At 72.4% G+C, this 19,401-nt stretch carries 19 protein-coding genes; 9 read left to right on the top strand and 10 right to left on the bottom strand.

The features are described 5' to 3' along the window. Positions 1-43: 43 nt before the first annotated feature. The 5 genes from OG584_RS27510 to OG584_RS27530 form a co-directional block, all read right to left on the bottom strand. Complete coding sequence (locus OG584_RS27510; RefSeq protein WP_405781781.1) at positions 44-1,495, bottom strand: peptidoglycan D,D-transpeptidase FtsI family protein; 1,452 nt, start codon at positions 1,493-1,495, stop codon at positions 44-46. Between the two features lie 65 nt (positions 1,496-1,560). Continuing rightward, positions 1,561-2,226 (bottom strand): response regulator, encoded by a 666-nt coding sequence (locus OG584_RS27515; protein ID WP_405784313.1) that lies wholly within the window; start codon positions 2,224-2,226, stop codon positions 1,561-1,563. Continuing rightward, on the bottom strand, positions 2,226-3,512 hold the full coding sequence (locus OG584_RS27520; protein ID WP_405781782.1) for a sensor histidine kinase: 1,287 nt from the start codon (positions 3,510-3,512) through the stop codon (positions 2,226-2,228). Before OG584_RS27520 ends, OG584_RS27515 begins: the two co-directional genes overlap by 1 nt. Next, complete coding sequence (locus tag OG584_RS27525; protein ID WP_405781784.1) at positions 3,509-4,501, bottom strand: hypothetical protein; 993 nt, start codon at positions 4,499-4,501, stop codon at positions 3,509-3,511. Before OG584_RS27525 ends, OG584_RS27520 begins: the two co-directional genes overlap by 4 nt. A gap of 194 nt (positions 4,502-4,695) precedes the next feature. Then, complete coding sequence (locus OG584_RS27530) at positions 4,696-5,469, bottom strand: IclR family transcriptional regulator (protein WP_405781786.1); 774 nt, start codon at positions 5,467-5,469, stop codon at positions 4,696-4,698. Between the two features lie 155 nt (positions 5,470-5,624). On the opposite strand from OG584_RS27530, the gene OG584_RS27535 reads away from it, so the two are divergent. Beyond that, positions 5,625-7,151: an aldehyde dehydrogenase (NADP(+)) gene (locus OG584_RS27535; RefSeq protein ID WP_405781787.1), complete on the top strand. Its 1,527-nt coding sequence runs from the start codon at positions 5,625-5,627 to the stop codon at positions 7,149-7,151. Further along, positions 7,148-7,756: a DUF1349 domain-containing protein gene (locus OG584_RS27540; RefSeq protein ID WP_405781789.1), complete on the top strand. Its 609-nt coding sequence runs from the start codon at positions 7,148-7,150 to the stop codon at positions 7,754-7,756. The genes OG584_RS27535 and OG584_RS27540 overlap by 4 nt, the downstream gene beginning before the upstream one ends. A gap of 103 nt (positions 7,757-7,859) precedes the next feature. Here the strand turns inward: OG584_RS27540 and OG584_RS27545 are convergent, their stop codons facing one another. After that, a complete protein-coding gene (locus OG584_RS27545; RefSeq protein ID WP_405781790.1) occupies positions 7,860-8,051 on the bottom strand; it encodes a ferredoxin in 192 nt (63 codons plus the stop codon). A 20-nt stretch (positions 8,052-8,071) separates the two neighbouring features. Then, the gene (locus OG584_RS27550) at positions 8,072-9,289 is read right to left on the bottom strand and encodes a cytochrome P450 (protein WP_405781791.1); all 1,218 of its coding nucleotides are present in this window, start codon (positions 9,287-9,289) and stop codon (positions 8,072-8,074) included. A gap of 107 nt (positions 9,290-9,396) precedes the next feature. On the opposite strand from OG584_RS27550, the gene OG584_RS27555 reads away from it, so the two are divergent. Beyond that, on the top strand, positions 9,397-10,080 hold the full coding sequence (locus OG584_RS27555) for a TetR/AcrR family transcriptional regulator (RefSeq protein ID WP_405781793.1): 684 nt from the start codon (positions 9,397-9,399) through the stop codon (positions 10,078-10,080). Positions 10,081-10,384: 304 nt separating this feature from the next. Then, positions 10,385-11,110, top strand: coding sequence for a DsbA family oxidoreductase (locus OG584_RS27560; protein WP_405784315.1), 726 nt, complete (start codon positions 10,385-10,387; stop codon positions 11,108-11,110). 27 nt (positions 11,111-11,137) lie between these two features. On the opposite strand, the gene OG584_RS27565 is transcribed toward OG584_RS27560, so the two are convergent. Continuing rightward, positions 11,138-12,247, bottom strand: coding sequence for a serine hydrolase domain-containing protein (locus tag OG584_RS27565; protein ID WP_405781794.1), 1,110 nt, complete (start codon positions 12,245-12,247; stop codon positions 11,138-11,140). Then, positions 12,244-13,086, bottom strand: coding sequence for an IclR family transcriptional regulator (locus OG584_RS27570; RefSeq protein ID WP_405781796.1), 843 nt, complete (start codon positions 13,084-13,086; stop codon positions 12,244-12,246). Before OG584_RS27570 ends, OG584_RS27565 begins: the two co-directional genes overlap by 4 nt. A gap of 54 nt (positions 13,087-13,140) precedes the next feature. Between OG584_RS27570 and OG584_RS27575 the strand changes: the two genes are divergently transcribed. From OG584_RS27575 to OG584_RS27595, 5 genes are read left to right on the top strand one after another with little or no spacing between them, the layout of a single operon-like run. Continuing rightward, the gene (locus OG584_RS27575) at positions 13,141-14,715 is read left to right on the top strand and encodes an ABC transporter substrate-binding protein (protein WP_405781798.1); all 1,575 of its coding nucleotides are present in this window, start codon (positions 13,141-13,143) and stop codon (positions 14,713-14,715) included. Continuing rightward, complete coding sequence (locus OG584_RS27580; protein ID WP_405781800.1) at positions 14,712-15,710, top strand: ABC transporter permease; 999 nt, start codon at positions 14,712-14,714, stop codon at positions 15,708-15,710. The genes OG584_RS27575 and OG584_RS27580 overlap by 4 nt, the downstream gene beginning before the upstream one ends. Then, entirely contained in the window at positions 15,707-16,618 is a 912-nt protein-coding gene (locus OG584_RS27585; RefSeq protein ID WP_405781801.1) for an ABC transporter permease, read from the top strand. Before OG584_RS27580 ends, OG584_RS27585 begins: the two co-directional genes overlap by 4 nt. Further along, positions 16,615-17,427 carry an ATP-binding cassette domain-containing protein gene (locus OG584_RS27590; protein WP_405781803.1) on the top strand — a complete coding sequence of 271 codons (813 nt, stop codon included), beginning with the start codon at positions 16,615-16,617 and terminating at the stop codon, positions 17,425-17,427. The genes OG584_RS27585 and OG584_RS27590 overlap by 4 nt, the downstream gene beginning before the upstream one ends. Beyond that, positions 17,424-18,335, top strand: a complete 912-nt coding sequence (locus OG584_RS27595) for an ATP-binding cassette domain-containing protein (RefSeq protein WP_405781805.1) — start codon at positions 17,424-17,426, stop codon at positions 18,333-18,335. Before OG584_RS27590 ends, OG584_RS27595 begins: the two co-directional genes overlap by 4 nt. Before the next feature lie 86 nt (positions 18,336-18,421). On the opposite strand, the gene OG584_RS27600 is transcribed toward OG584_RS27595, so the two are convergent. Further along, positions 18,422-19,390 carry an ROK family protein gene (locus tag OG584_RS27600; RefSeq protein WP_405781806.1) on the bottom strand — a complete coding sequence of 323 codons (969 nt, stop codon included), beginning with the start codon at positions 19,388-19,390 and terminating at the stop codon, positions 18,422-18,424. Positions 19,391-19,401: the final 11 nt, after the last annotated feature.

Consider the following 19,401-nt stretch of genomic DNA (forward strand, 5'->3'; position numbering starts at 1 on the left):
AAGGGGTCACTCCGGCAGCCCGGTCCGGTCCGGACGGCCGCCGTTACTTCCTCAACGCCGCCGCCATCATCTTCTGGGCGACCGGCGCCGCGAGACCGTTGCCGCTGATCTCCGCGCGGAGCGCGTCCGAGTCCTCGATGATCACTGCGACGGCCACCTCCTTGCCGGTCGACTTGTCCTTCGCGTACGACGTGAACCAGGCGTACGGCGCCTTGCTGTTGTTCTCACCGTGCTGGGCCGTGCCGGTCTTGCCGCCGACCTCGGCGCCGGGCACCTTCGCGTTGGTGCCCGTGCCCTGATCGATGACCGTCACCATCGCACTGCGCAGCTGGGCCGCCGTGGACGACGAGACGATCCGCTCGGCCGGATCCTTCCCGAAGGACTGGAGGCTGTTGCCGTCCCCGTCCGTCACCTTGGAGACCATGTGCGGGTCAGCCATCACCCCGCCGTTGGCCAGGGCGGACGACACCATCGCCATCTGCAGCGGGGTGGCCGTCACATCGAACTGGCCCATGCCGGTCAGCGCCGTCTGCGCCTTGTCCATGTGTGAGGGGTAGTTGCTCGACGACGCCCGCACCGGGACGTCCTGCTTGGCGTTGTTGAAGCCGAACTTCTCCGCCATCGCCTTCAGCTTGGCCTGCCCCAGGTCGTCGGCCAGCTTGGCGAAGACGGTGTTGCAGGAGTACTGGAGGGCCGTGCGGAGCGTGGCGTTCTCGCAGGGCGCCGAAGCGTTCTCGTTCTTGAGATCCGTGCTCGTGCCGGGGAGCCGGTACGGGTTGGGGCTGTCGGTCTTCTCGTCGACCGACGAGAAGAGGCCGTCCTCCAGCGCGGCCGCCGCGACCACCAGCTTGAAGGTCGACCCCGGCGGCAGCGGCTGGCGCAGCGCGCGGTTGAGCATCGGCTGGTTCTTGTCGCCGGTCAGCTGCTTCCACTCGGTGCCGTCCGCCGTACCGCTGATCTTCGACGGATCGTAGGAAGGCGTGGAGACCATCCCCAGGATCTCGCCGGTCTTCGGATCGATGGCGACGGCGGCGCCCTTCTTGCTGCCGAGCGCCTCGTATCCCGCCTTCTGCACGGAGGGATCGATCGTCGTCAGGACGTCACCGGGAGCGGTCTGCTTGCCGGTGAGCGCGTCGACCGGGTTCTTCAGCCGGGTGTCCGTGCCGTCGAGGACATCGCTGTAGATCCCTTCGAGCTGGGTGGACCCGTAGGCCTGTGAGCTGTATCCGGTCACGGCCGAGTACAGGTCTCCGTCGGTGTAGTCACGCCGGTAGGCGAGGTCGCCGCTGTCCGTCCTCTCCGATCCGGTGACCGCCTTGCCGGCCACGATGATGTCTCCCAGCGGATGCGCGTACTGCGCGATCGCGGTCCGCCGGTTGTTCTTGTTGTCCGCGAGGGCCTTGCTGTCGTACGCCTGCACCCAGGTCGCCCGCGCGAGTACGGCGAGGACCAGAAGCAGGCAGAAGACCGAGGCACGCCTGATTGTCTTGTTCATCCCGTACTGGAGGACGAACGGAATGGGCGGAGCCGTTCCTTTTCCATGGATTTCTCAGAGATCTCTCATCCGGCGGTCTCTCGTCCGGGCCGGATGAAACCCGACTCGTAGGCGGCGATCACCGCCTGTGTCCGGTCGCGTGCCCCTGTCTTGGCCAGCACCGCCGCCACATGGCTCTTGGCGGTGGCCGCGCCGATCTCCAGCCGCTCCGCGATCTCCGCGTTGGTGAGCCCGGACGCCATCAGCCGCAGCGCCGCGGCCTCACGTCCGGTGAGCCGGGCGGCCCACGGCGGCGGGGAGGCGGCCCGCTGTCCGCGGCCTTGTCCGGCCGCCAGCTCACGCACCGACGCCGGGAAGAGCAGGGAGTCGCCGCGCACCACGAGCCGTACCGCCTGGATCAGCTCGTCGGCGGCCGCGCGCTTGAGCAGAAAGCCCGAAGCGCCCGCGCGCAGTGCTTCGTACACGTACGAGTCGTTCTCGAAGGTCGTCACGACCACGATGCGCGGCGGCCCGGACATGGTGGCCAGGATCTGCTCCGTGGCGCGGATGCCGTCGGTCTGTGGCATCCGGACATCCATCAGGACGACATCCGGGCGAAGCTCCCGGACCACCGACAGCGCATCGGCTCCGGTCTCGGCCTCTCCGACGACCGTCAGATCCGGCTCGGCTTCGAGGATCACCCGCAGCGCCGTACGGACCATCCGCTCGTCGTCGGCGAGCACCACCCGGATCACCCGGTGTCCTTCCCCAGCGGCAGCCGCACCGCCAGCCGCCACACCCCGTCCACCGCACCCGCGGCGCATTCACCGCCGAGCAGGGCGGCTCTCTCGCTGATGCCGGGCAGCCCCCGGCCGCCACCGGGGCGGGCCCGCGGCACCGGGTCCGGCAGCCGGCTGACCATCGTGATGGCCAGCTCCCGCCCGTCCAGGGTGATGCGCAGCTCCACTGGACCTGGCCCGCCGTGCCGCAGGACATTGCTGAGCCCTTCCTGCACGATGCGGTACGCCTCCCGGGACACCCGCTCCGGCGCCTGCGCCGGATCGCCCGGCCCCGCGTACACCACCGGCAGCCCGCACCGCGCGATCAGGCCGTCGACCGCGTCCAGGGCGGGGCCCCCGAAGGCCCGCGCCGCCGGGACCTTCGCGCCGGTCCCGTCCGCGGGGCCGTTCGGCGGCTCGGTGTCCTGCTGCCGCAACAGGCCCAGTACCGCGTCCAGTTCGCCCACCGTGCGCCGCGTCGTCTCCTCGATCGCGGCCAGCGCCTCCCGTACGAACTCCCGGTCCGTGTCCAGCACCCGGCGGGCGGCGCCCGCCTGCAGGGTCACCGCGCTCAGCGCGTGTCCCACCGAGTCGTGCAGTTCCCTGGCGAGCCGGTTGCGCGCGGCCAGGTCTGCCGCCCGCCGCTCAGCGGCGGCCAGCCGCTCCATGGGCGCAGGCCCCAGCAGTACCGGCGCGGCGCGGGCCAGCAGGGCCCCGGCGGCTGCCGCGCACCCCGCCAGCGCGAACAGCAGGGCGGCACCGGTGAGCGGGGCGAGCAGCACGCTCCAGCCGCTGAACACGTGCGCGTCCGCGGGCTCCGCCGCCGGCAGCCGGCCGCGCAGGGAGGCGGAGAAGGGCAGCGCGACGAGCAGCAGTGCGAGCGGCGGCACGGTCAGCGTCAGCGCACCGAGAACGCCGCCGAGTCCGGTGTGCAGCGTGAACCACCCCGCCGTCCGCACCCGCGCCGCCCACGATCCGGCCGGACCGTCGGCCAGCAGCGCGGGCCGCGTCCCGCACAGGGCCCGCGCGGCCAGCACCGACAGGGGGCGGGCCCGCGCGGCGAGCGCCGTGAGTGCCGCGAGCGGCAGGGCGCCGGCGAACGAGACGAGTTGCAGCGGCAGCGAGGTGTACACGCTGCCACCCCCGGCCAGCCTCCCGGTGACGGACGACGCCGCCAGGAAGTACGGCATCAGCAGCGCACCGCCCAGGACGAGATGAATCCAGCGCTGCCGTGCCCGCGGCCCGAAGAGCGCGTTCACCGGTCGCGTTCGGCGAGAAAGGAGGCTCCGGCACTGAGGACCAGCAGGCCGACGGTCATCTGGACAGCGTAGGTCAGCGTCATCAGCTGGGTCTGGGCCGCGTCAGGACCGCTGGAGGCGAGCGAGGAGATCAGCAGCCAGGCCCCCCAGCAGGCCAGGGCGCCGGAGCCGGTCCAGGACAGGGACAGCGGGACCCAGGCCGGCAGCCGCCCGCTGCGGCGGAAGGCGAGCAGCAGTGCCCCGGCCGCCGATACCAGGGCGAAGGCGGCGTACACCGCTTCGAGGGCGTAGAAGTCACTCGTCCGGTCCGTGATCCGCGCCGGGGAGAGCCCTGCCTCCACCCCGCAGGCCCACAGCGTGTGCATGAGCGCGGGCAGCAGCGCGAGCAGCGCGGCTGCGACGGCCGTGGCCCGCTGGACCGGGGCCGTGGCGGTGCGGGTGGGCAGCTCCCCGGCCCTGCCGCGCCAGAGGTGGCCCCAGCGGTCGCGGGCGTACAGCACGAAGAGGGTGCCGAGCGTGAGCCCCTGGACGATGAAGCCGCAGTAGACGGCACCGAACACCCACCCGTCGAGGAACGGCGCCCGGGGGGCGGCCGGAGTCGTGGACCCGCCGAGGCCCCGGACGAGCAGCTGGAGCGGGAAGCCGGCCATCACCGGTGCGAGCAGCCCCGTCGCCACCCACATCGGGAAGGCCGGCAGCCAGGCCGGTACCCGTCGCCCCCAGCCCTGGGTGAGCAGCAGCGCGAGGACGATGACGCAGGCGTCCAGCAGCACTGACGCGCTGTTGCCGGCGATCATGGCCCCGCGGTGGTCGAGCAGGGTGCTGTGGGCGGGGATGCCGACCGTACTGCCCGCGATCCAGGCGGTCTTCAGGCCGAGGTAGGGGCTGCAGGACGCGATGGCGAGCGCCCGCAGCACGGTGCGGGCCCGCGACCGGCGCCCTGGTCCGGCGGGAGGTGCGGGGGCGGGGCCGAGCAGTGTCGGTGTCATGTCGTCCACGCTCCGCCGCATCCGCCGCCCTGGCGTCCTTCCCGCAGACGATCCGTCTCCGCCGCGCGGCGGAGAAGCCTCTCACCCGGTGGGCCGCCTCTCGCGCGCCGGAGCCCGGCGCTCGGCGGGTGAGGACGTTTCCCGCCGGACGGAGGTGTGGCCCGTCCGGTGGCTCCGCGCGGTGCGGCCCCGGCTCAGAGCCGCCGGGTGGCGAGGGTGAGCCGGTCGCGCGCGTCGAAGAGCGCGTCCTTGACCATCTGCTCATGGGCCGGGGTGAGCCGCGCCACCGGCACCGAGCAGCTGATCGCGTCGCGGGCCGGTGTCCGGTACGGGATCGCCACGCCGAAGCAGCGCAGCCCCAGCGTGTTCTCCTCGCGGTCCACGGCGTACCCCTGCTCGCGGACCAGACGCAGCTCCTCGATGAGCTTCTCGCGGTCCGTGATGGTGTGCTCGGTCAGCTGGGGCATGGTCTCCGGCAGCATCTTGCGGACCTGCTCGTCGCTGTGGGTGGCGAGCAGGGCCTTCCCGAGCGACGTCGAGTGCGCGGGCAGTCTGCGGCCGACGCGGGTGAACGGGCGCAGATAGTGCTGCGACTGCCGGGTGGCCAGATAGACGACGTTCGTCCCGTCGAGACGGGCGAGGTGGATGGTCTCCGTGGTGTCGTCGGAGAGCCGGTCCAGGGTGGCACGGGCCGCGGCGACGACCTCGTCGCCGTCGATGTACGACGTACCGACGAGGAGGGCCCGTACGCCGATGCCGTACCGCGTCCCGGTCGCGTCGGTCTCCACCCAGCCCAGCTCCACCAGCGTGCGCAGCAGCATGTAGAGACTGGATTTGGGGTAGCCGACCGCCTCCTGGACGGCTGCCAGCGAGTGCATACCGGGGCGCCCGGCGAAGTACTCCAGCAACTCGACCGTCCGCACCGCGGACTTGACCTGCGCCCCACCTGCTGTCTCGGCAGTCGACATTCGACCTTGCCCCTCTTGTCAATACTCAACGCGCGTTATTAGAGTTCCTGGAGAAATTCATCATCAGGAACTGTGTTCAGAATACCGAACAACTTTACCGAACAACTCGTTGTGCGGCAGTGGTTTGCGGCAGTGGATCTGGAAGGACGTTCGCGGTGGCAGCAACACCAGTCTGGAGTGTCGACCCCCGAACCGGGAAGCAGCGTGAGCAGGTTGCGCTGGAGGCCACGACGGGTGAGGTGGACCAGGTGGTCCGCGCCGCGCACGCCGCACGGGCATCGCTCGCCGACCGTAGAGTACGGGCAGCCCTGCTGCGTACCGCGGCGGACCTGCTCGACGAGGCCGGCCCGCACGTCATCGAGGCCGCCGACGCCGAGACCGCGCTCGGCCCCGGCCGGCTCACCGGTGAACTCGCCCGCACCACAGCGCAGTTCCGCGCCTTCGCCGATGTGATCGACGAGGGTTCCTTCCTCGACGTCCGGATCGACCACCCGGACGCCGGCGCGACCCCGCCGCGGCCCGACCTGCGCCGGTACAAGCTGCCGCTGGGTGTGGTCGCCGTGTACGCGGCGAGCAACTTCCCGCTGGCCTTCTCCGTGCCCGGCGGCGACACCGCGAGCGCGCTCGCGGCCGGCTGCCCGGTCGTCGTCAAGGCGCACCCCGACCACCCCGCCACATCCGAGCTGTGCGCCTCCGTGCTGCACCGGGCCGCCGAACAGGTCGGCCTGGACCCCGCGGTGGTCTCGGTGGTACACGGATTCGACGCCGGGGTGGCGCTCGTCAAGCACCCGCTGGTCGCCGCGGCCGGTTTCACCGGCTCGGTGCGCGGCGGCCGCGCCCTCTTCGACGCGGCTGCCGCACGGCCCGTGCCGATCCCCTTCCACGGCGAGCTGGGCTCGCTCAACCCGGTCGTGGTGACGGAGGAGGCGGCAGCCGAGCGAGCCGAGGAGATCGGCGCCGGTCTCGCGGGGTCCGTCACACTCGGCACCGGCCAGTTCTGTGTGAAGCCCGGCTTCGTGCTCGCGCCCACCGGGCCGGGCGGCGACGCCCTGGTCAAGGCGCTGACCGCCGCGGTCAGCGACAGTGAGGCCGGCGTCCTCCTCGACCACCGCATGCGGGACAACTTCCTGGCGGGCGTACGCGAACGGGCCGCCCTGACCGGCGTCGACGCCCCCGTCACTCCCGGGGCCGGCGGCGAGCACACCGTCAGCGCCGGCTTCCTGACGCTGCCGGCCGCGCTCCTCGCGGCGGACGGCGAGCACGACCTGCTCCTGGAGGAGTGCTTCGGGCCCGTCACGGTCGTCGCACGCTACGGATCGGCCGACGAGGTCACCGCGGTGCTGTCCCGGCTGCCGGGCAACCTCACGGCGACCCTCCAGGTCTCCGCGGCGGAGGCCGCGGGCGAGGGCGGGGCCTCCGCCCTGCTCGACGAGCTCATCCCGCTCGCCGGACGGGTCCTGGTCAACGGCTGGCCCACCGGTGTCGCGGTCGCCCCAGCCCAGCACCACGGCGGCCCCTACCCGGCCACGACCTCCACCTCCACCTCGGTCGGCGGCACCGCAGTCGAGCGCTGGCTGCGCCCGGTCGCGTACCAGTCCACGCCCGACGCACTGCTCCCCGCCGAGCTGCGCGAGGCCAACCCGCTGGGGCTGCCGCGCCGGATCAACGGGCTGCCCGAGTGACCCGGCTTCCCGAGCTGCCCTTTCCGCTGCTCCCCGAGGGACCGCGGACCCCCTGGTCGTACACGGCGGGGGTGCTGTCGGTCCGCGCCGGGGCGGGCGAGGACCGGTTCGTGCCTCCGGCGGGCGAGTCGCTCGACCCCGCGTCGGACGCGCCCAGGCTGGTCGGCACGCCACCGCCGGGTGACTTCCAGCTGATCGCCAGGGTGGCGGTCGGATTCGCCGGGGCGGGGGACGCGGGCGCCCTTTATCTGGAGACCGGTGAGCGCGAGTGGGCGAAGCTCTGTCTCGAACTCTCCCCGGACACCCCGACCATCTGCTCGGTGGTGACCCGCGGGTACTCCGACGACGTCAACTCCTCGGTGGTGGAGGGCGACAGCGTCTGGCTGCGGATCAGCCGTACCGGGAAGGCCTTCGCCTTCCACGCGTCGGCCGACGGTGAGCGCTGGACCTTCGTACGGGTCTTCGCGCTCGGCGACTCCGGGGCAGCGGCCGGCGCGCGGATCGGGTTCCTCGCGCAGTGTCCTGCGGCGGACGGCTGCGCCGTGGCATTCGACTCCGTCGTCTTCCGGGACCACGCGCCCAGGGGCATGCGCGACGGCAGCTGACGGCGGGACGGGGCCCTGGAGCCGACTGCGTTCGCTCCGTCCCGTCCCTCCGTCAGCTGCGTGCCACCCCGGGGCGGCGGCTCGCCCTCCCCGCCCCGCGGGCCTACTCGGCCACGCGCACCGCGCCCGACGGACAGAGCATGCCGGCCTCACGCGCCGCGGCACGGGCCTCGTCACCGGGATCGGCGGCCAGCACCGTCACCAGCCCCTCGTCGTCCTGGTCGAAGACCTCGGGTGCCGTCATCGCGCACAGGCCCGCTCCGACGCAGACCTCCCGGTCGGCCGTCACACGCATGGCTGCTCCTTTCGACGCGGTCACCAGGTGACCGGGAGTTCGTTGACGCCCTGGATGGTCGTACCCGGACGCAGTGTCAGCCCGTCGACCGGAACCGCCAGCCGCAGGCCCGGCAGCCGTTCGAGCAACGCCGTGAGGATGACGTCCAGTTCGAGACGGGCCAGATTCTGGCCGAGGCACTGGTGCACGCCGTAGCCGAACGCCAGGTGGTGGCGGGCCTCCCGCCGCACGTCGAAGGTGTCCGGGTCGGCGAAGACCGAACTGTCGCGGTTGGCGATGGAGTTGGTGACGATGACACCCTCGCCCGCACGGATGAGCTCCCCGGCGATCTCGATGTCCGCCGTCGCGATGCGCCCCCCGGCGATGTCAGCGATCGCCAGATAGCGCAGCAGTTCCTCGACCGCGCCCGGCACCAGCGACGGATCGGCGCGCAACGCGGCGTACTGGTCGGGGTGTTCGAGCAGGGTGATGACGCTGAGCGACGTCATCGAGGCCGTCGTCTCGTGGCCGGCGACCAGCAGCAGGATGGCGGTCGACACCAGTTCCTCGCGGTCGATCGTGCCCTTCTCCAACTGCTCCGTGACCAGCGTGCTCAGCAGGCCAGGACCCGGCTTTCCGCGCAAGGAGTCCACCAGGCCGCCCAGATAGCCCTCCAGCTCGTCCCGGGCGGCGCGTGTGCCCGCGGCGTCCGGGGACTGGATCAGCCGCCTGCTCGCGTCCTGGAAGAAGTCGTGCTCGGCATAGGGCACGCCGAGCAGCCGGCAGATCACCAAGGAAGGCACCGGCAGCGCGAACTGGCTGACGAGATCGGCGGGCGGTCCGGAGGCGATCATCTCGTCGAGGAAGCCGTGCACGATCTCCTCGATGTCGGCCCGCATGCCCTTGATGCGCCGGACCGTGAACTCGCTGATGGTCATGCGGCGCTTCGGCCCGTGCTCGGGCGGGTCCAGGCCGATGAAGGCCGGCCGGCGGTCCCGGAAACTCGTGACCCGCTCGGAGGTCGCGGGGAAGTCGACATGCGTGCGGTCGGACGAGAGCCGGGGGTCGGCCAGCAGCTTGCGGGCTGTGTCGTACCCGGTCACCAGCCAGGCCTGGCGGCCGTCGTAGAGCGTGATCCGCTGCAGCGACCCCTCCTGGTCGCGGAGGTCGTTGTACTGGTCGGGCAGGGCGTAGGGGCAGGTGCGGTCGCTGGGAAAGGCGGGGGCGCCTGATGGGGGCGTCGTAACGGTCTCGGTCATCGTTCCCTCGATGTGCTCGACGCTTAAAGAACGGTCAGTTCTCTAAAGGGAGGCTAGGCTGACGCCCTCGGGGTACACAACGGGTGTCCGACAAATGGCTGGGAGTCATGCCTCCGATCAACGGGGACGCGCCGGACCGGCCGGCCGCCGACCACCGCAGGAACCCTCGCCGCCGGGGCGAGGAACTGGAGAACGCGATCCTCTCGGCGGTCCTCGAAGAACTCGCCGAGGCCGGTTACGCCGGACTGACGATGGAGCGGGTGGCCGCGCGCGCCCGCACCGGCAAGGCCGCCCTGTACCGCCGGTGGCCAGGCCGCGCCGAACTCGTCATCGACGCCTGCGCAGCTCACCGGCTGTCCGAGGCCGATCTGCCCGACACCGGGGTCCTGCGCACCGATGTGCTGGCCGCGCTACGGCAACTCTCCGCCAAGTTGGCCACCCCGCACGGCGACATCCTCCGGGGCCTGCTCACCGAGGCCATGCACGATCCCGAGTTCGCGCGGCTGGTCCGCGAACGGGTCCACACCGCCGGCCCGGGGCCGATCGAAGGCGTCCTGCGGCGCGCCGTCACACGTGGCGAGATCGCACCGTGGGTCCCTGCCTCACGGCGGGCGACCGTGGCGGTCGACCTGCTGCGCCACCACTACCTGCTGTACGGGGCCCCGATCCCCGAGGCCGTCATGGCCGAGATCGTCGACGACGTCTACCTCCCCCTCCTCCTCGCCCCGCCGGGTGCCCCGGTGAGCGCAGCCTCGGCTCCGCCGCCGAGTGGCTCGGCCGGGGACGCGTAGCCCGATCCGGACGGGTGTTCGGGGCATTCCCGCCCTGGCCGCCGACGGCAGGGCGGCCGACGCTTCGACGCCCGCGCAGGCGTGGGAGCCCTACGTGAGAGGGGGAAGTGCGGGAGGAGGGTCTGCCCGGCCGCCACGAGGACATGACACAGCCGGGCATGCTCGCGCCGGTGGGAGAGCTGACCGCGCGATGGCTGTATGAATGCCGCTGACGACGCGGTGCAGGAATGTGCCGGTCGGCGCGCATGTTGACCAGGTGCGCAGGGAGCTCCTGCGCCGTACGACCCCTGGAGAGATGAAGATCATGCGCGTCGAGATCTGGAGCGACATCGCCTGCCCCTGGTGCTATGTCGGCAAGGCCCGGTTCGAGAAGGCCCTGGCCGGCTTCCCGCACCGTGACCAGGTCGAGGTGGTGCACCGGTCCTTCGAGCTCGACCCGGGGCGGGCCAAGGGTGATGCCGCGCCCGTCATCGAGATGCTCAGCAAGAAGTACGGGATGAGCACGGAGCAGGCGCAGGAGGCCGAGAACAACATCGCGGCCAACGCCGGCGCCGAGGGACTCGGGTACCGCACGGAGGGCCGTGACCACGGGAACACCTTCGACATGCACCGGCTGCTGCACTTCGCCGGTGAGCAGGGCCGGCAGGACGAGCTGATCGGGCTGCTCTACCGGGCGAACTTCGCCGACGAGCGGTCCGTGTTCGACGGCGGCGACGCGTATCTGGTGGAACTGGCCGCCGAGGCGGGCCTCGACGCCGACGCGGCCCGCGCGGTGCTCGCGGACCCCGCCGCCTACGCCGACGACGTACGCGCCGACGAACGCGAGGCGGCCGAACTCGGCGCGAACGGGGTGCCGTTCTTCGTCCTGGACCGTGCTTTCGGTGTGTCCGGGGCCCAGCCGGCCGAGGTCTTCACCCAGGCGCTCGGCCAGGCCTGGGACGCCAAGCCCCGGCTGGCGACGCTCAGCGGCGACGGGGAGGTCTGCGGCCCCGACGGGTGCGAGGTCCCGGCGCCCGGCGACCGGGCCTGACCGCCCCGGGCCCGGCCGCCGCGGGGATCACCCGCCGCCGAGCGCGTGCGCCGCGTCGTGGAAGGCGCGGCGCACCGCCGTGATGCCGTTCCCCTCCCGGCTGGGGTGCACCCGGTTGGTGAGCAGCACCGAGTAGCGGCCGGTCGCCGGGTCGACCCAGAGGCTGGTGCCGGTGAATCCGGTGTGTCCGTACGAAGCGGGCCCGAGGGAATCGCCGACGGGGGAGCCGACCGGGTCCTGGCCCTGCCAGGCGAGCCCCCTGCGCTGCGGGAGGCCGTCCGTGTGTCCCGCTGTCATCAGGGCGAACGTGCCGGGCCGAAGGAGCTCCCGGCCGCCGCCCGCCAGTGACCGGCCCAGTCGCTCCATGTCCTCCAGTGTGGCGAACAGACCGGCGTGGGCGGCCACCCCGCCGAGCACCGCGGCGTTCTCGTCGTGCACCTCGCCGGTGACCACCCGGCCGCGCCAGGGGCAGTCCTCGGTGGCGACCGCGCGCGCCCGGCCCGCAGCGTCGGGGTTGAAGACGGTGTCCTTCAACTCCAGCGGTGCGCACACCAGTTCCGCGACCAGTCGGTCGAGTGGGCGGCCGGTGGCGGCCTCCGCGATCAGCCCGAGCAGGATGAAGCCCTGCGAGGAGTACTGGACGCGGGCGCCCGGTGGCGCGGTCGGCCGCAGGGTCCGTACCGCTTCCAGCAGCGCCGTGCGCGTCGGGTTGTCCCGGTAGAGCGGCACCTGCCCCGGCAGCCCCGATGTGTGGGTCAGCAGTTGATGGAGTGTCAGGCCGGCCTTGTCCCCTCCCCGGTACTCCGGCAGATGTGTGCCGACGGTGTCGGTGAGCGCCAGTACGCCGTCATCGACGAGGGCCATCACCGCGAGACCCGCGACCGGTTTCGTCACCGACGCCAGATCCCACAGCTCGCCGCCGTCCAGCGCCGGGCCTGTCCAGCTCCTGGTGCCGGTCCAGCCCCGGTCCAGCGGCCCGTCCGCCGTGCCGACCGACCAGGCCGCCGCCGAGTAGACCCGGCGCTCCCGCCCCTCGTCGAGCAACCGGGCCGGCCGGCCGGTGCCCGCGGGGCCCGGGTCCGGCGGGCCGCCGCCCGGTGCCGTCGCGCCCGCCGGGCTCACGTCCGCCGCGCTCATGTCCGCCCACCGTCCCGCACCGCCGTAGCGGCGACGATCCCGAGCGCCGGTCCGCTGCTGCCGAGACCGGCCGAGACGGTGCGGGCCGCCGCGCGCACCATCGGTCCGAACAGTTCGGCGCTCTCCGGGTCGAGGGTGAAGGTGAGCCCGGAGATGCCGATCGCGCCCACCACCCGCCCGTCCCCGTCCGTCACCGGCGCGGCCACCGCGCGGACGTCCTGCTCGTGGTACTCGTCGTCCACCGCGTAGCCCCGCTCCGCCGTACGGCGCAACTCGGCCCGGATCTCGCCCGGTCCGGTGAGGGTGCGGGAGGTGCGCGCGGTGAGCGGGGCGTCGTCGAGCGCCGCGCGCACCTCCGCGTCCGGCAGCGCGGAGAGCATCGCGAGACCCACCGCCGTGCAGTACAGCGGTGTCTCGCCGCCGGGCCGGGTGCTCAGCCGGTAGCCGCGCACCGGCTCCGAGAGCTCCAGGTGCACGGCGGCGGACCGGTCCCGTACGGCGTAGTAGGCCAACTGGCCGGTGCGGGTGCGCAGATCGGCCAGTGCCGGACGGACCAGCCGGAGGTCGTCACCGGCGTCCAGCGCGGCCGCCGCCAGGCCGAGCAGCCGCGGTCCGGCACGGTAACTGCCGCCCTCGGCCGGCTGGGCGAAGCCGTGATCGGCCATCGTCCGCAGATGGCGGTGGACCGTCGGTTTGGTGAGCCCGGTGCGCCGGGCGATCTCGCCCAGGCGGTGCGGGCCGCCCGCCTGTACCAGCGCCTCCAGTACCTCCATGGCTTTGTCGACGGGGCCCTTCCCGGGCTCCTGCTCGCTCGATCGGGTGTTGACCGTGTTCGGCATGGGGCCTAGCTTAACCCCATCGCATTCCATCTTCCGGAACGGAAGTGTTGTTCAATGGAACGAATACGTCAGGGGTGGGTCGCGGACCGCAAGCACCCGTCCCGCCGCGACGTGGTGCGGCTCGGCGGTCTGCTGGTTCCGGCCGTCGCCGCCCCTGCTCTCCTGACGGGGTGTGGCGCCAACCCCGCGAGCAGCGCCGGCAATGTCCTGCGGGTCTCGCAGCCCGGCGACGCCACGACCATGGACCCGCAGAAACAGGGCGACATGGTGTCGATGAACGCCCTGATCAACATGTTCGACACGCTCACCACCCGAGGCCGCGACAACAAGCTGCACCCGCGCCTGGCGCTCTCCTGGACGGCCCGCTCCGAACGGACCTGGCGATTCCGGCTGCGCCCCGGTGTGAAGTTCCACAACGGTGAGCCCTGCGACGCGGCAGCCGTGAAGTTCAGCATCGAGCGGCTGCTCGACCCGGCGACCAAGTCGCCCATCGTCGAGCTGCGTTACGTGAAGAACGTGAGCGTCGTCGACCGGCTCACCGTGGATGTGCACACCACGCTGCACGACCCGATCCTGCCCGACAAGCTCTCCCTGTTCGGCGGTGTGGTCGTCCCGCCGCGCTATATCGCCGAGGCCGGGGACGAGGGCTTCGCCGACCACCCCGTCGGTACCGGTCCGTTCACCTTCGTCAGCTGGCAGCGCGACCACCAGCTGCGGATGCGGGCCAACCCCGGGCACTGGGAGGGACGGCCGGACGTGGACGAGCTGGTCTTCAGTCCGGCGCCCAACCCCTCCTCGTCACTGGCGGCACTCCAGAGCGGCGGCGTCGACCTCGTCGCCGGGCTGACCCCCGACGCCGCCCAGCAGCTGGAGGGATACGGCGGGGTGACGCTGGACAGCTATCCCGGCATCCGCACCTCGTACCTCTCGCTGAACACCCTGGACGGAGGTCCGCTCGGCGACCACCGGGTGCGGCAGGCGCTCAACCACGCGATCGACGTCCCCCTGCTGATCAAGGCGGTGCTCGGCGGCAAGGCCCGTGAGGTCCCCGCGATGATCCCGCGCGGCGCCTTCGGCTTCGACCCGTCCGTCAAACCCTTCACCCGCTCGGCGTCGAAGGCCCGCGCGCTGCTCGCCGACGCCGGATACCCGCACGGCTTCTCCACCACGCTCACCGCGTCCAACATCGACTCCAATGTGGCCGAAGCGCTGTCGGGACTCCTGGCCGATGCCGGGGTGCACGCCCGGGTAGCGCTCCTGGACCCCGGTACGTACGCGGCCCGGCTCACCTCCGCCGATCACGGCGCGCTCGGCCCGATGTATCTGGCCGCGAGCACCGTATGGACCCTCGACGGCGAGAGCATGCTCCAGTCCGTCGTGCGCAGCGACCGCAGGCAGAGCCGCTGGCACTCCAAGGAGGCCGACCGGCTCATCGACACCGAGGAGCTGTCGGTCGACCCCGCCGAACGCGCCCGTGCCTTCTCCGACCTCCAGCGGCTGATGCGCGAGCAGGCCCCCTTCGTCTTCCTCTACCAGCTCGACAACATCCTCGCCCGCAACGAACGGCCCCGGTGGAAGCCGGGCGCCGCGGGCTCGCTGGCCATGCAGAACGCGGAGGTCACGGTATGAGCCACCTGTCCCTCCGGGAACCGGACACGACGGCGGTCCGCCCGGCGGCCCGCTCCGTCCGCGACCGGACCCGGCTGCTGCGCGGCGTCCTGGTCCGGCTGGGCACGGCGCTGCTCGTCCTGCTGTGCACGGCGACCGTCTCGTTCTTCCTGGTCCGGCTCTCCGGCGACCCCGTCAAACAGCTCCTCCCGCCGGACGCGACCGCCCACCAGGAGACCGTGCTGCGGGCGAGCCTCGGCCTGAACAGGCCACTGTTCAGCCAGTACCTGGACTTCCTGTGGGGGCTGCCCCGCCTCGACTTCGGCAACTCCCTCTTCTACAACGAGCCGGTCAGGACCGTGCTGGCCGACCGGCTGCCCGCCACTCTCCAACTCGCGGGCGCCGCACTGGTGGTGACCCTGGTCGTCGCGGTACCCGCCGGGATCTTCGCGGCCATGCGCCGCGGCCGGGCCTCCGACCGCGGAGTGATGACCGGAGTGCTGCTCGGGCAGTCCACACCGCCCTTCTGGGTCGGCATCCTGCTGATCCTCGTCTTCGCCGTGGGACTGCACGCGCTTCCGGCGTCCGGATACGGCACCTTCGCCAACCTCGTCCTGCCCTCGGTCACCCTCGCCGTCTACTCCATCGCGGTGGTCGCGCGGCTGCTGCGGTCCTCGCTGATCGACGTGCTCTCCTCCGACCACATCAGGACCGCCAGGGCCAAGGGGTTCAGCCCGCTCAAGGTGGTGTTCAGGCACGGGCTGCGCAACGCATCGCTGCCCGTGATCACGGTGGTCGGGCTCGAAGTGGGCAGCCTGCTCGGCGGCGCGATCCTCACCGAACAGGTCTTCTCCTGGCCCGGTGTCGGACAGCTGACCATCGAGGCCATCTCCAAACGGGACTTCCCCCTGGTCCAGGCCACCGTGCTCTTCTTCGCCGCCACCTTCGTCGTGGTGAACCTGCTGGTGGACCTCTCCTACAGCTTCCTCGACCCGAGGGTGAGGTCATCCCGATGAGCCAGACCACCGCCACCCCGCAGGCCGCTCACCCCACGGCGCCGGGCCGCGGCCCCGGATCCGCCGCGCTGCGCGCCCTGCTGCGCAACAGGCTCGCCGTCGTCGCCCTGGCCGTACTCGCCATCATGCTGATCGCCGCCGTGTTCGCCCCGCTCATCGCCCCCTGCGACCCGAACGCGCAGAACCTGCTGCTGCGTCTGAGGCCGCCCGCCTGGCAGCACGGCGGCAGCGGCGCCCACCTCCTCGGCACCGACCAGCTGGGCCGGGACATGCTGTCCCGGGTCGTCTACGGCACCCGGGTCTCGCTCCTCGTCGGCGCGGGGGCCGCGCTGCTCGCCGGAGTCATCGGCACGGCCGTCGGCCTCGCGTCCGGGTACTTCGGAGGCTGGACCGACCGCGTACTGATGCGGCTGGCCGACGTCCAGCTCGCCTTCCCGGCGATTCTGCTGGCGCTGGCCATCGTCGGCTTCCTCGGCTCCGGCCTCTGGTACGTGATCCTCGTGCTGGGCTTCACCGGCTGGGTCTCCTACGCCCGGGTCGTCCGTTCCGAGGTCATGTCGCTGCGCTCCCGCGACTTCATCACCGAGGCACGCGCGATCGGAGTCACCGACGCCACCATCATGCGCCGCCATCTGCTGCCCAATGTGATGGCGCCCCTGGCCACCATCGGCACCCTGCACGTCGCCGCCGCGATCGTCGCGGAAGCGTCCCTGAGCTACCTCGGGCTCGGGGTCCCCAAGGAGACCGTCACCTGGGGCTCGATGCTCTCCGACGGACAGCTCTACCTGGGCACCTCCTGGTGGCTCGCGGTCTTCCCGGGAGTCGCCCTGATGGTCACCTCGCTCGCTGTCAACATCACCGGCGACGCCCTGCGCGACGTCGCGGACCCGAAGGCGTACCGCCGATGAAACCCAGTCAGGCGGAGCCACTGCTCCGCATCAACGACCTCAGCGTCGATTTCCGGCTCGAAGGCTCCACCGTGCACGCCGTCCGGGGCGTCTCGCTGGAGGTCCGCGCGGGCGAGACTCTCGCGGTGGTCGGGGAGTCCGGCAGCGGGAAGACGGCCACCGCCCTCTCCGTGCTGCGCCTCAATCCGGCGCCGCCCTGCGTCTACAGCGGCGGCGAGATCCTCTTCGACGGCCGCGACCTGCTCGCGCTCCCCGAGAAGGAACTCGGGCGGATCAGGGGACACGACATCGCCATGGTCTTCCAGGACCCCATGACCAGCCTCGACCCGCTGCAACGCGTCGGCAGCCAGGTCGCCGAAGTGCTCCGGCACCACCAGGGGGTGTCCCGCGCCCGTGCCCGGGAGGCCGCCGTCGCGGCCCTGGACGAGGTCGGCATCCCCGACCCGGAACACCGCTACCGGCAGTACCCGCACGAGCTGTCCGGCGGACTGCGCCAGCGCGTGATGATCGCGACCGCCCTGGTGGGCAGGCCCCGGGTCCTCATCGCCGACGAGCCGACCACCGCGCTGGACGTCACCGTGCAGCGGCAGATCCTCGATCTCCTCGTCGAGCTCCGGCAACGGCACGGCATGGCCGTCGTCCTCATCACCCACGACCTCGGAGTGGTGGCCGAGACCGCCGACCGGGTCGCCGTCATGAACCACGGCAGGGTCGTGGAGACCGGCGGCGTCCTCGACGTCTTCGCTCACCCGGCGGACGACTACACCCGCCGGCTCCTGGACGCGACCCCCCGATTGGAGCCGGCATGACATCCGGAACAGGCCAGGCGCAGCCCGGCACAGACTCCGGCCCGCGCCCCGGCGCGCACCGCGGTCAAGACCGCCCGCTGCTCGAACTCGACCGTCTGCGCAAGGAGTTCGGCGGCAGGCCGGTGAGCGTCGCGGTGGACGACGTGTCGCTGGCGGTGTACGAGGGCGAGACCCTGGCCCTGGTGGGTGAGTCGGGGTGCGGCAAGACCACACTGACCAGGCTGCTGCTGCGGCTCATCGAACCCACCGCCGGCAGCGTGCGGTTCGCGGGACAGGACCTCGGCACGCTCACCGCGGCCCAACTGCGCTCCGTACGCCGTGAGATGCAGGTCGTCCTGCAGGACCCCTACTCCAGCATGAACCCGCGGATGCGGATCGCCGACATCGTGGCCGAGCCACTGGTCACCCACGATCCGGCCGCGCGTGGCCGGCGTGGCCGGGCCCGCACGAGGGAGCGCGTCGGCGAACTCCTGGAGGCGGTAGGTCTGGACGCGGGCATCCAGGACCGCTATCCGCACGAGTTCTCCGGCGGCCAGCGCCAGCGCGTGTCGATCGCCCGCGCGCTCGCCATCGAGCCCCGGCTCGTGGTGCTCGACGAACCCACCAGCGCGCTGGACGTATCGGTTCAGGCCAGGGTCCTCGACCTGCTCGCGGAGCTCCAGCAGCGGCTCGGCCTGACGTACGTCTTCGTCTCGCACAACCTCGCCGTGGTGCGCCAGGTGGCGGACCGGGTCGCCGTGATGCGCCGGGGCGCCCTGGTCGAGGTCGGCGACGCCGCCGACGTGTTCCGGCGCCCCCGGCACGAGTACACCCGCCGGCTCCTGGACGCGGTGCCCGACCCGGACCCGCGCACCGCGCGCCGCCCGGCGCGGCAGGGGGACGACGCGGCCGGGACGGTGCCGCGGTGACCGGGACAGCCGCGGCGCCCGCCACCGTGCGGACCGCCCGGCCGCGGTCCGCCGTCACGCGCGGCGCCGCCCCGCGGCCGGCCGGCCTACAGATGCGACAGGACGAGACCGGCACCGCCGAGCAGCGCCACATCGTCCACGGCCGCCGCACTCACCGACACCCTCGGCCGCTCCGCAGCCGCCGACGCCCCGTCGGCGCTGTCGGCCCGCAGCCGTTCCTCGATCATCGTCCGGAACCGCTCGCCGCCCTCCCGCGCCTCGCCGTGCAGCACGAAGAGCCCGGGGGCGAAGAGCTGCTGCACATTGACCAGGCCCAGGGCCAGGTTCCGCGCGTACTCCTCGACGACCCGGCGAGCCGGTCCGTCCGTCCGCTCCACCAGCGCGGCCAGCGAAACCCCGTCGCCGAGCCCGGCCCCGCGCGAGCGCTCCCGCAGCCAGCGGGTGGTGGCCACGGTCTTCCAGCAGCCGCGGCGCCCACAGGTGCACGGATCGCCGCTGGCCGACACGGTCATATGGGCGCCGCTGCGCCCACCCGGCGGGGCCAGTACCTCACCGTCGTAGAGGATGCCCACCCCCAGCACCTCGCCCGTGGATACCGAGGCGAAGGTGCGACGCCCGCGCCCCGCGCCGAACCAGCGGTCGCCGAGCACCTGGAGCCTGGCCCGGTGCTCGACCCGTACCCGCAGCCCCGTCAGCGCGCCCAGCCGGGCGGCCACCGGGTAGCCGTGCAGCCCGGGAACGTCGTTGACCTCGGTGATCAGACCCGCGTCCGGGTCGACGAGACCGGCGGCCGCCACTCCGACCCCCTCCGGCTCATGACCGGCGAACACCTGGGCCGCCCCGGCCAGTGCGGCGTCGATGTCCCGTGGGGTCGCCGTGTCCGCGTCGTACGTGGCCTCCGCCCGCTCCAGCACGGCGCCCGACATCGTCAGGACGGCTGCCGTGATCCGGCCGGGCACCAGCTCCACCGCGCCGAGCGTCCGCCGGGCGCCGGCCACGAGGGGGGCCGGCGCGGGCTCGGGCACCAACCGCAACGGAGAACGTCTCTGCACCATGCACCGACTCT

It is taken from the genome of Streptomyces sp. NBC_00859, assembly GCF_045161865.1.
GTDB lineage: Bacteria > Actinomycetota > Actinomycetes > Streptomycetales > Streptomycetaceae > Streptomyces.

What these genes read in the sequence shown, in the direction of transcription:
- OG584_RS27510 (WP_405781781.1), bottom strand. Translation starts at nt 1,495, where the DNA reads ATGAACAAGACAATCAGGCGTGCCTCGGTCTTCTGCCTGCTTCTGGTC.
- OG584_RS27525 (WP_405781784.1), bottom strand. Translation starts at nt 4,501, where the DNA reads ATGACACCGACACTGCTCGGCCCCGCCCCCGCACCTCCCGCCGGACCA.
- OG584_RS27530 (WP_405781786.1), bottom strand. Translation starts at nt 5,469, where the DNA reads ATGTCGACTGCCGAGACAGCAGGTGGGGCGCAGGTCAAGTCCGCGGTG.
- OG584_RS27545 (WP_405781790.1), bottom strand. Translation starts at nt 8,051, where the DNA reads ATGCGTGTGACGGCCGACCGGGAGGTCTGCGTCGGAGCGGGCCTGTGC.
- OG584_RS27550 (WP_405781791.1), bottom strand. Translation starts at nt 9,289, where the DNA reads ATGACCGAGACCGTTACGACGCCCCCATCAGGCGCCCCCGCCTTTCCC.
- OG584_RS27555 (WP_405781793.1), top strand. Translation starts at nt 9,397, where the DNA reads ATGCCTCCGATCAACGGGGACGCGCCGGACCGGCCGGCCGCCGACCAC.
- OG584_RS27560 (WP_405784315.1), top strand. Translation starts at nt 10,385, where the DNA reads ATGCGCGTCGAGATCTGGAGCGACATCGCCTGCCCCTGGTGCTATGTC.
- OG584_RS27565 (WP_405781794.1), bottom strand. Translation starts at nt 12,247, where the DNA reads ATGAGCGCGGCGGACGTGAGCCCGGCGGGCGCGACGGCACCGGGCGGC.
- OG584_RS27570 (WP_405781796.1), bottom strand. Translation starts at nt 13,086, where the DNA reads ATGCCGAACACGGTCAACACCCGATCGAGCGAGCAGGAGCCCGGGAAG.
- OG584_RS27575 (WP_405781798.1), top strand. Translation starts at nt 13,141, where the DNA reads ATGGAACGAATACGTCAGGGGTGGGTCGCGGACCGCAAGCACCCGTCC.
- OG584_RS27580 (WP_405781800.1), top strand. Translation starts at nt 14,712, where the DNA reads ATGAGCCACCTGTCCCTCCGGGAACCGGACACGACGGCGGTCCGCCCG.
- OG584_RS27585 (WP_405781801.1), top strand. Translation starts at nt 15,707, where the DNA reads ATGAGCCAGACCACCGCCACCCCGCAGGCCGCTCACCCCACGGCGCCG.
- OG584_RS27590 (WP_405781803.1), top strand. Translation starts at nt 16,615, where the DNA reads ATGAAACCCAGTCAGGCGGAGCCACTGCTCCGCATCAACGACCTCAGC.
- OG584_RS27595 (WP_405781805.1), top strand. Translation starts at nt 17,424, where the DNA reads ATGACATCCGGAACAGGCCAGGCGCAGCCCGGCACAGACTCCGGCCCG.
- OG584_RS27600 (WP_405781806.1), bottom strand. Translation starts at nt 19,390, where the DNA reads ATGGTGCAGAGACGTTCTCCGTTGCGGTTGGTGCCCGAGCCCGCGCCG.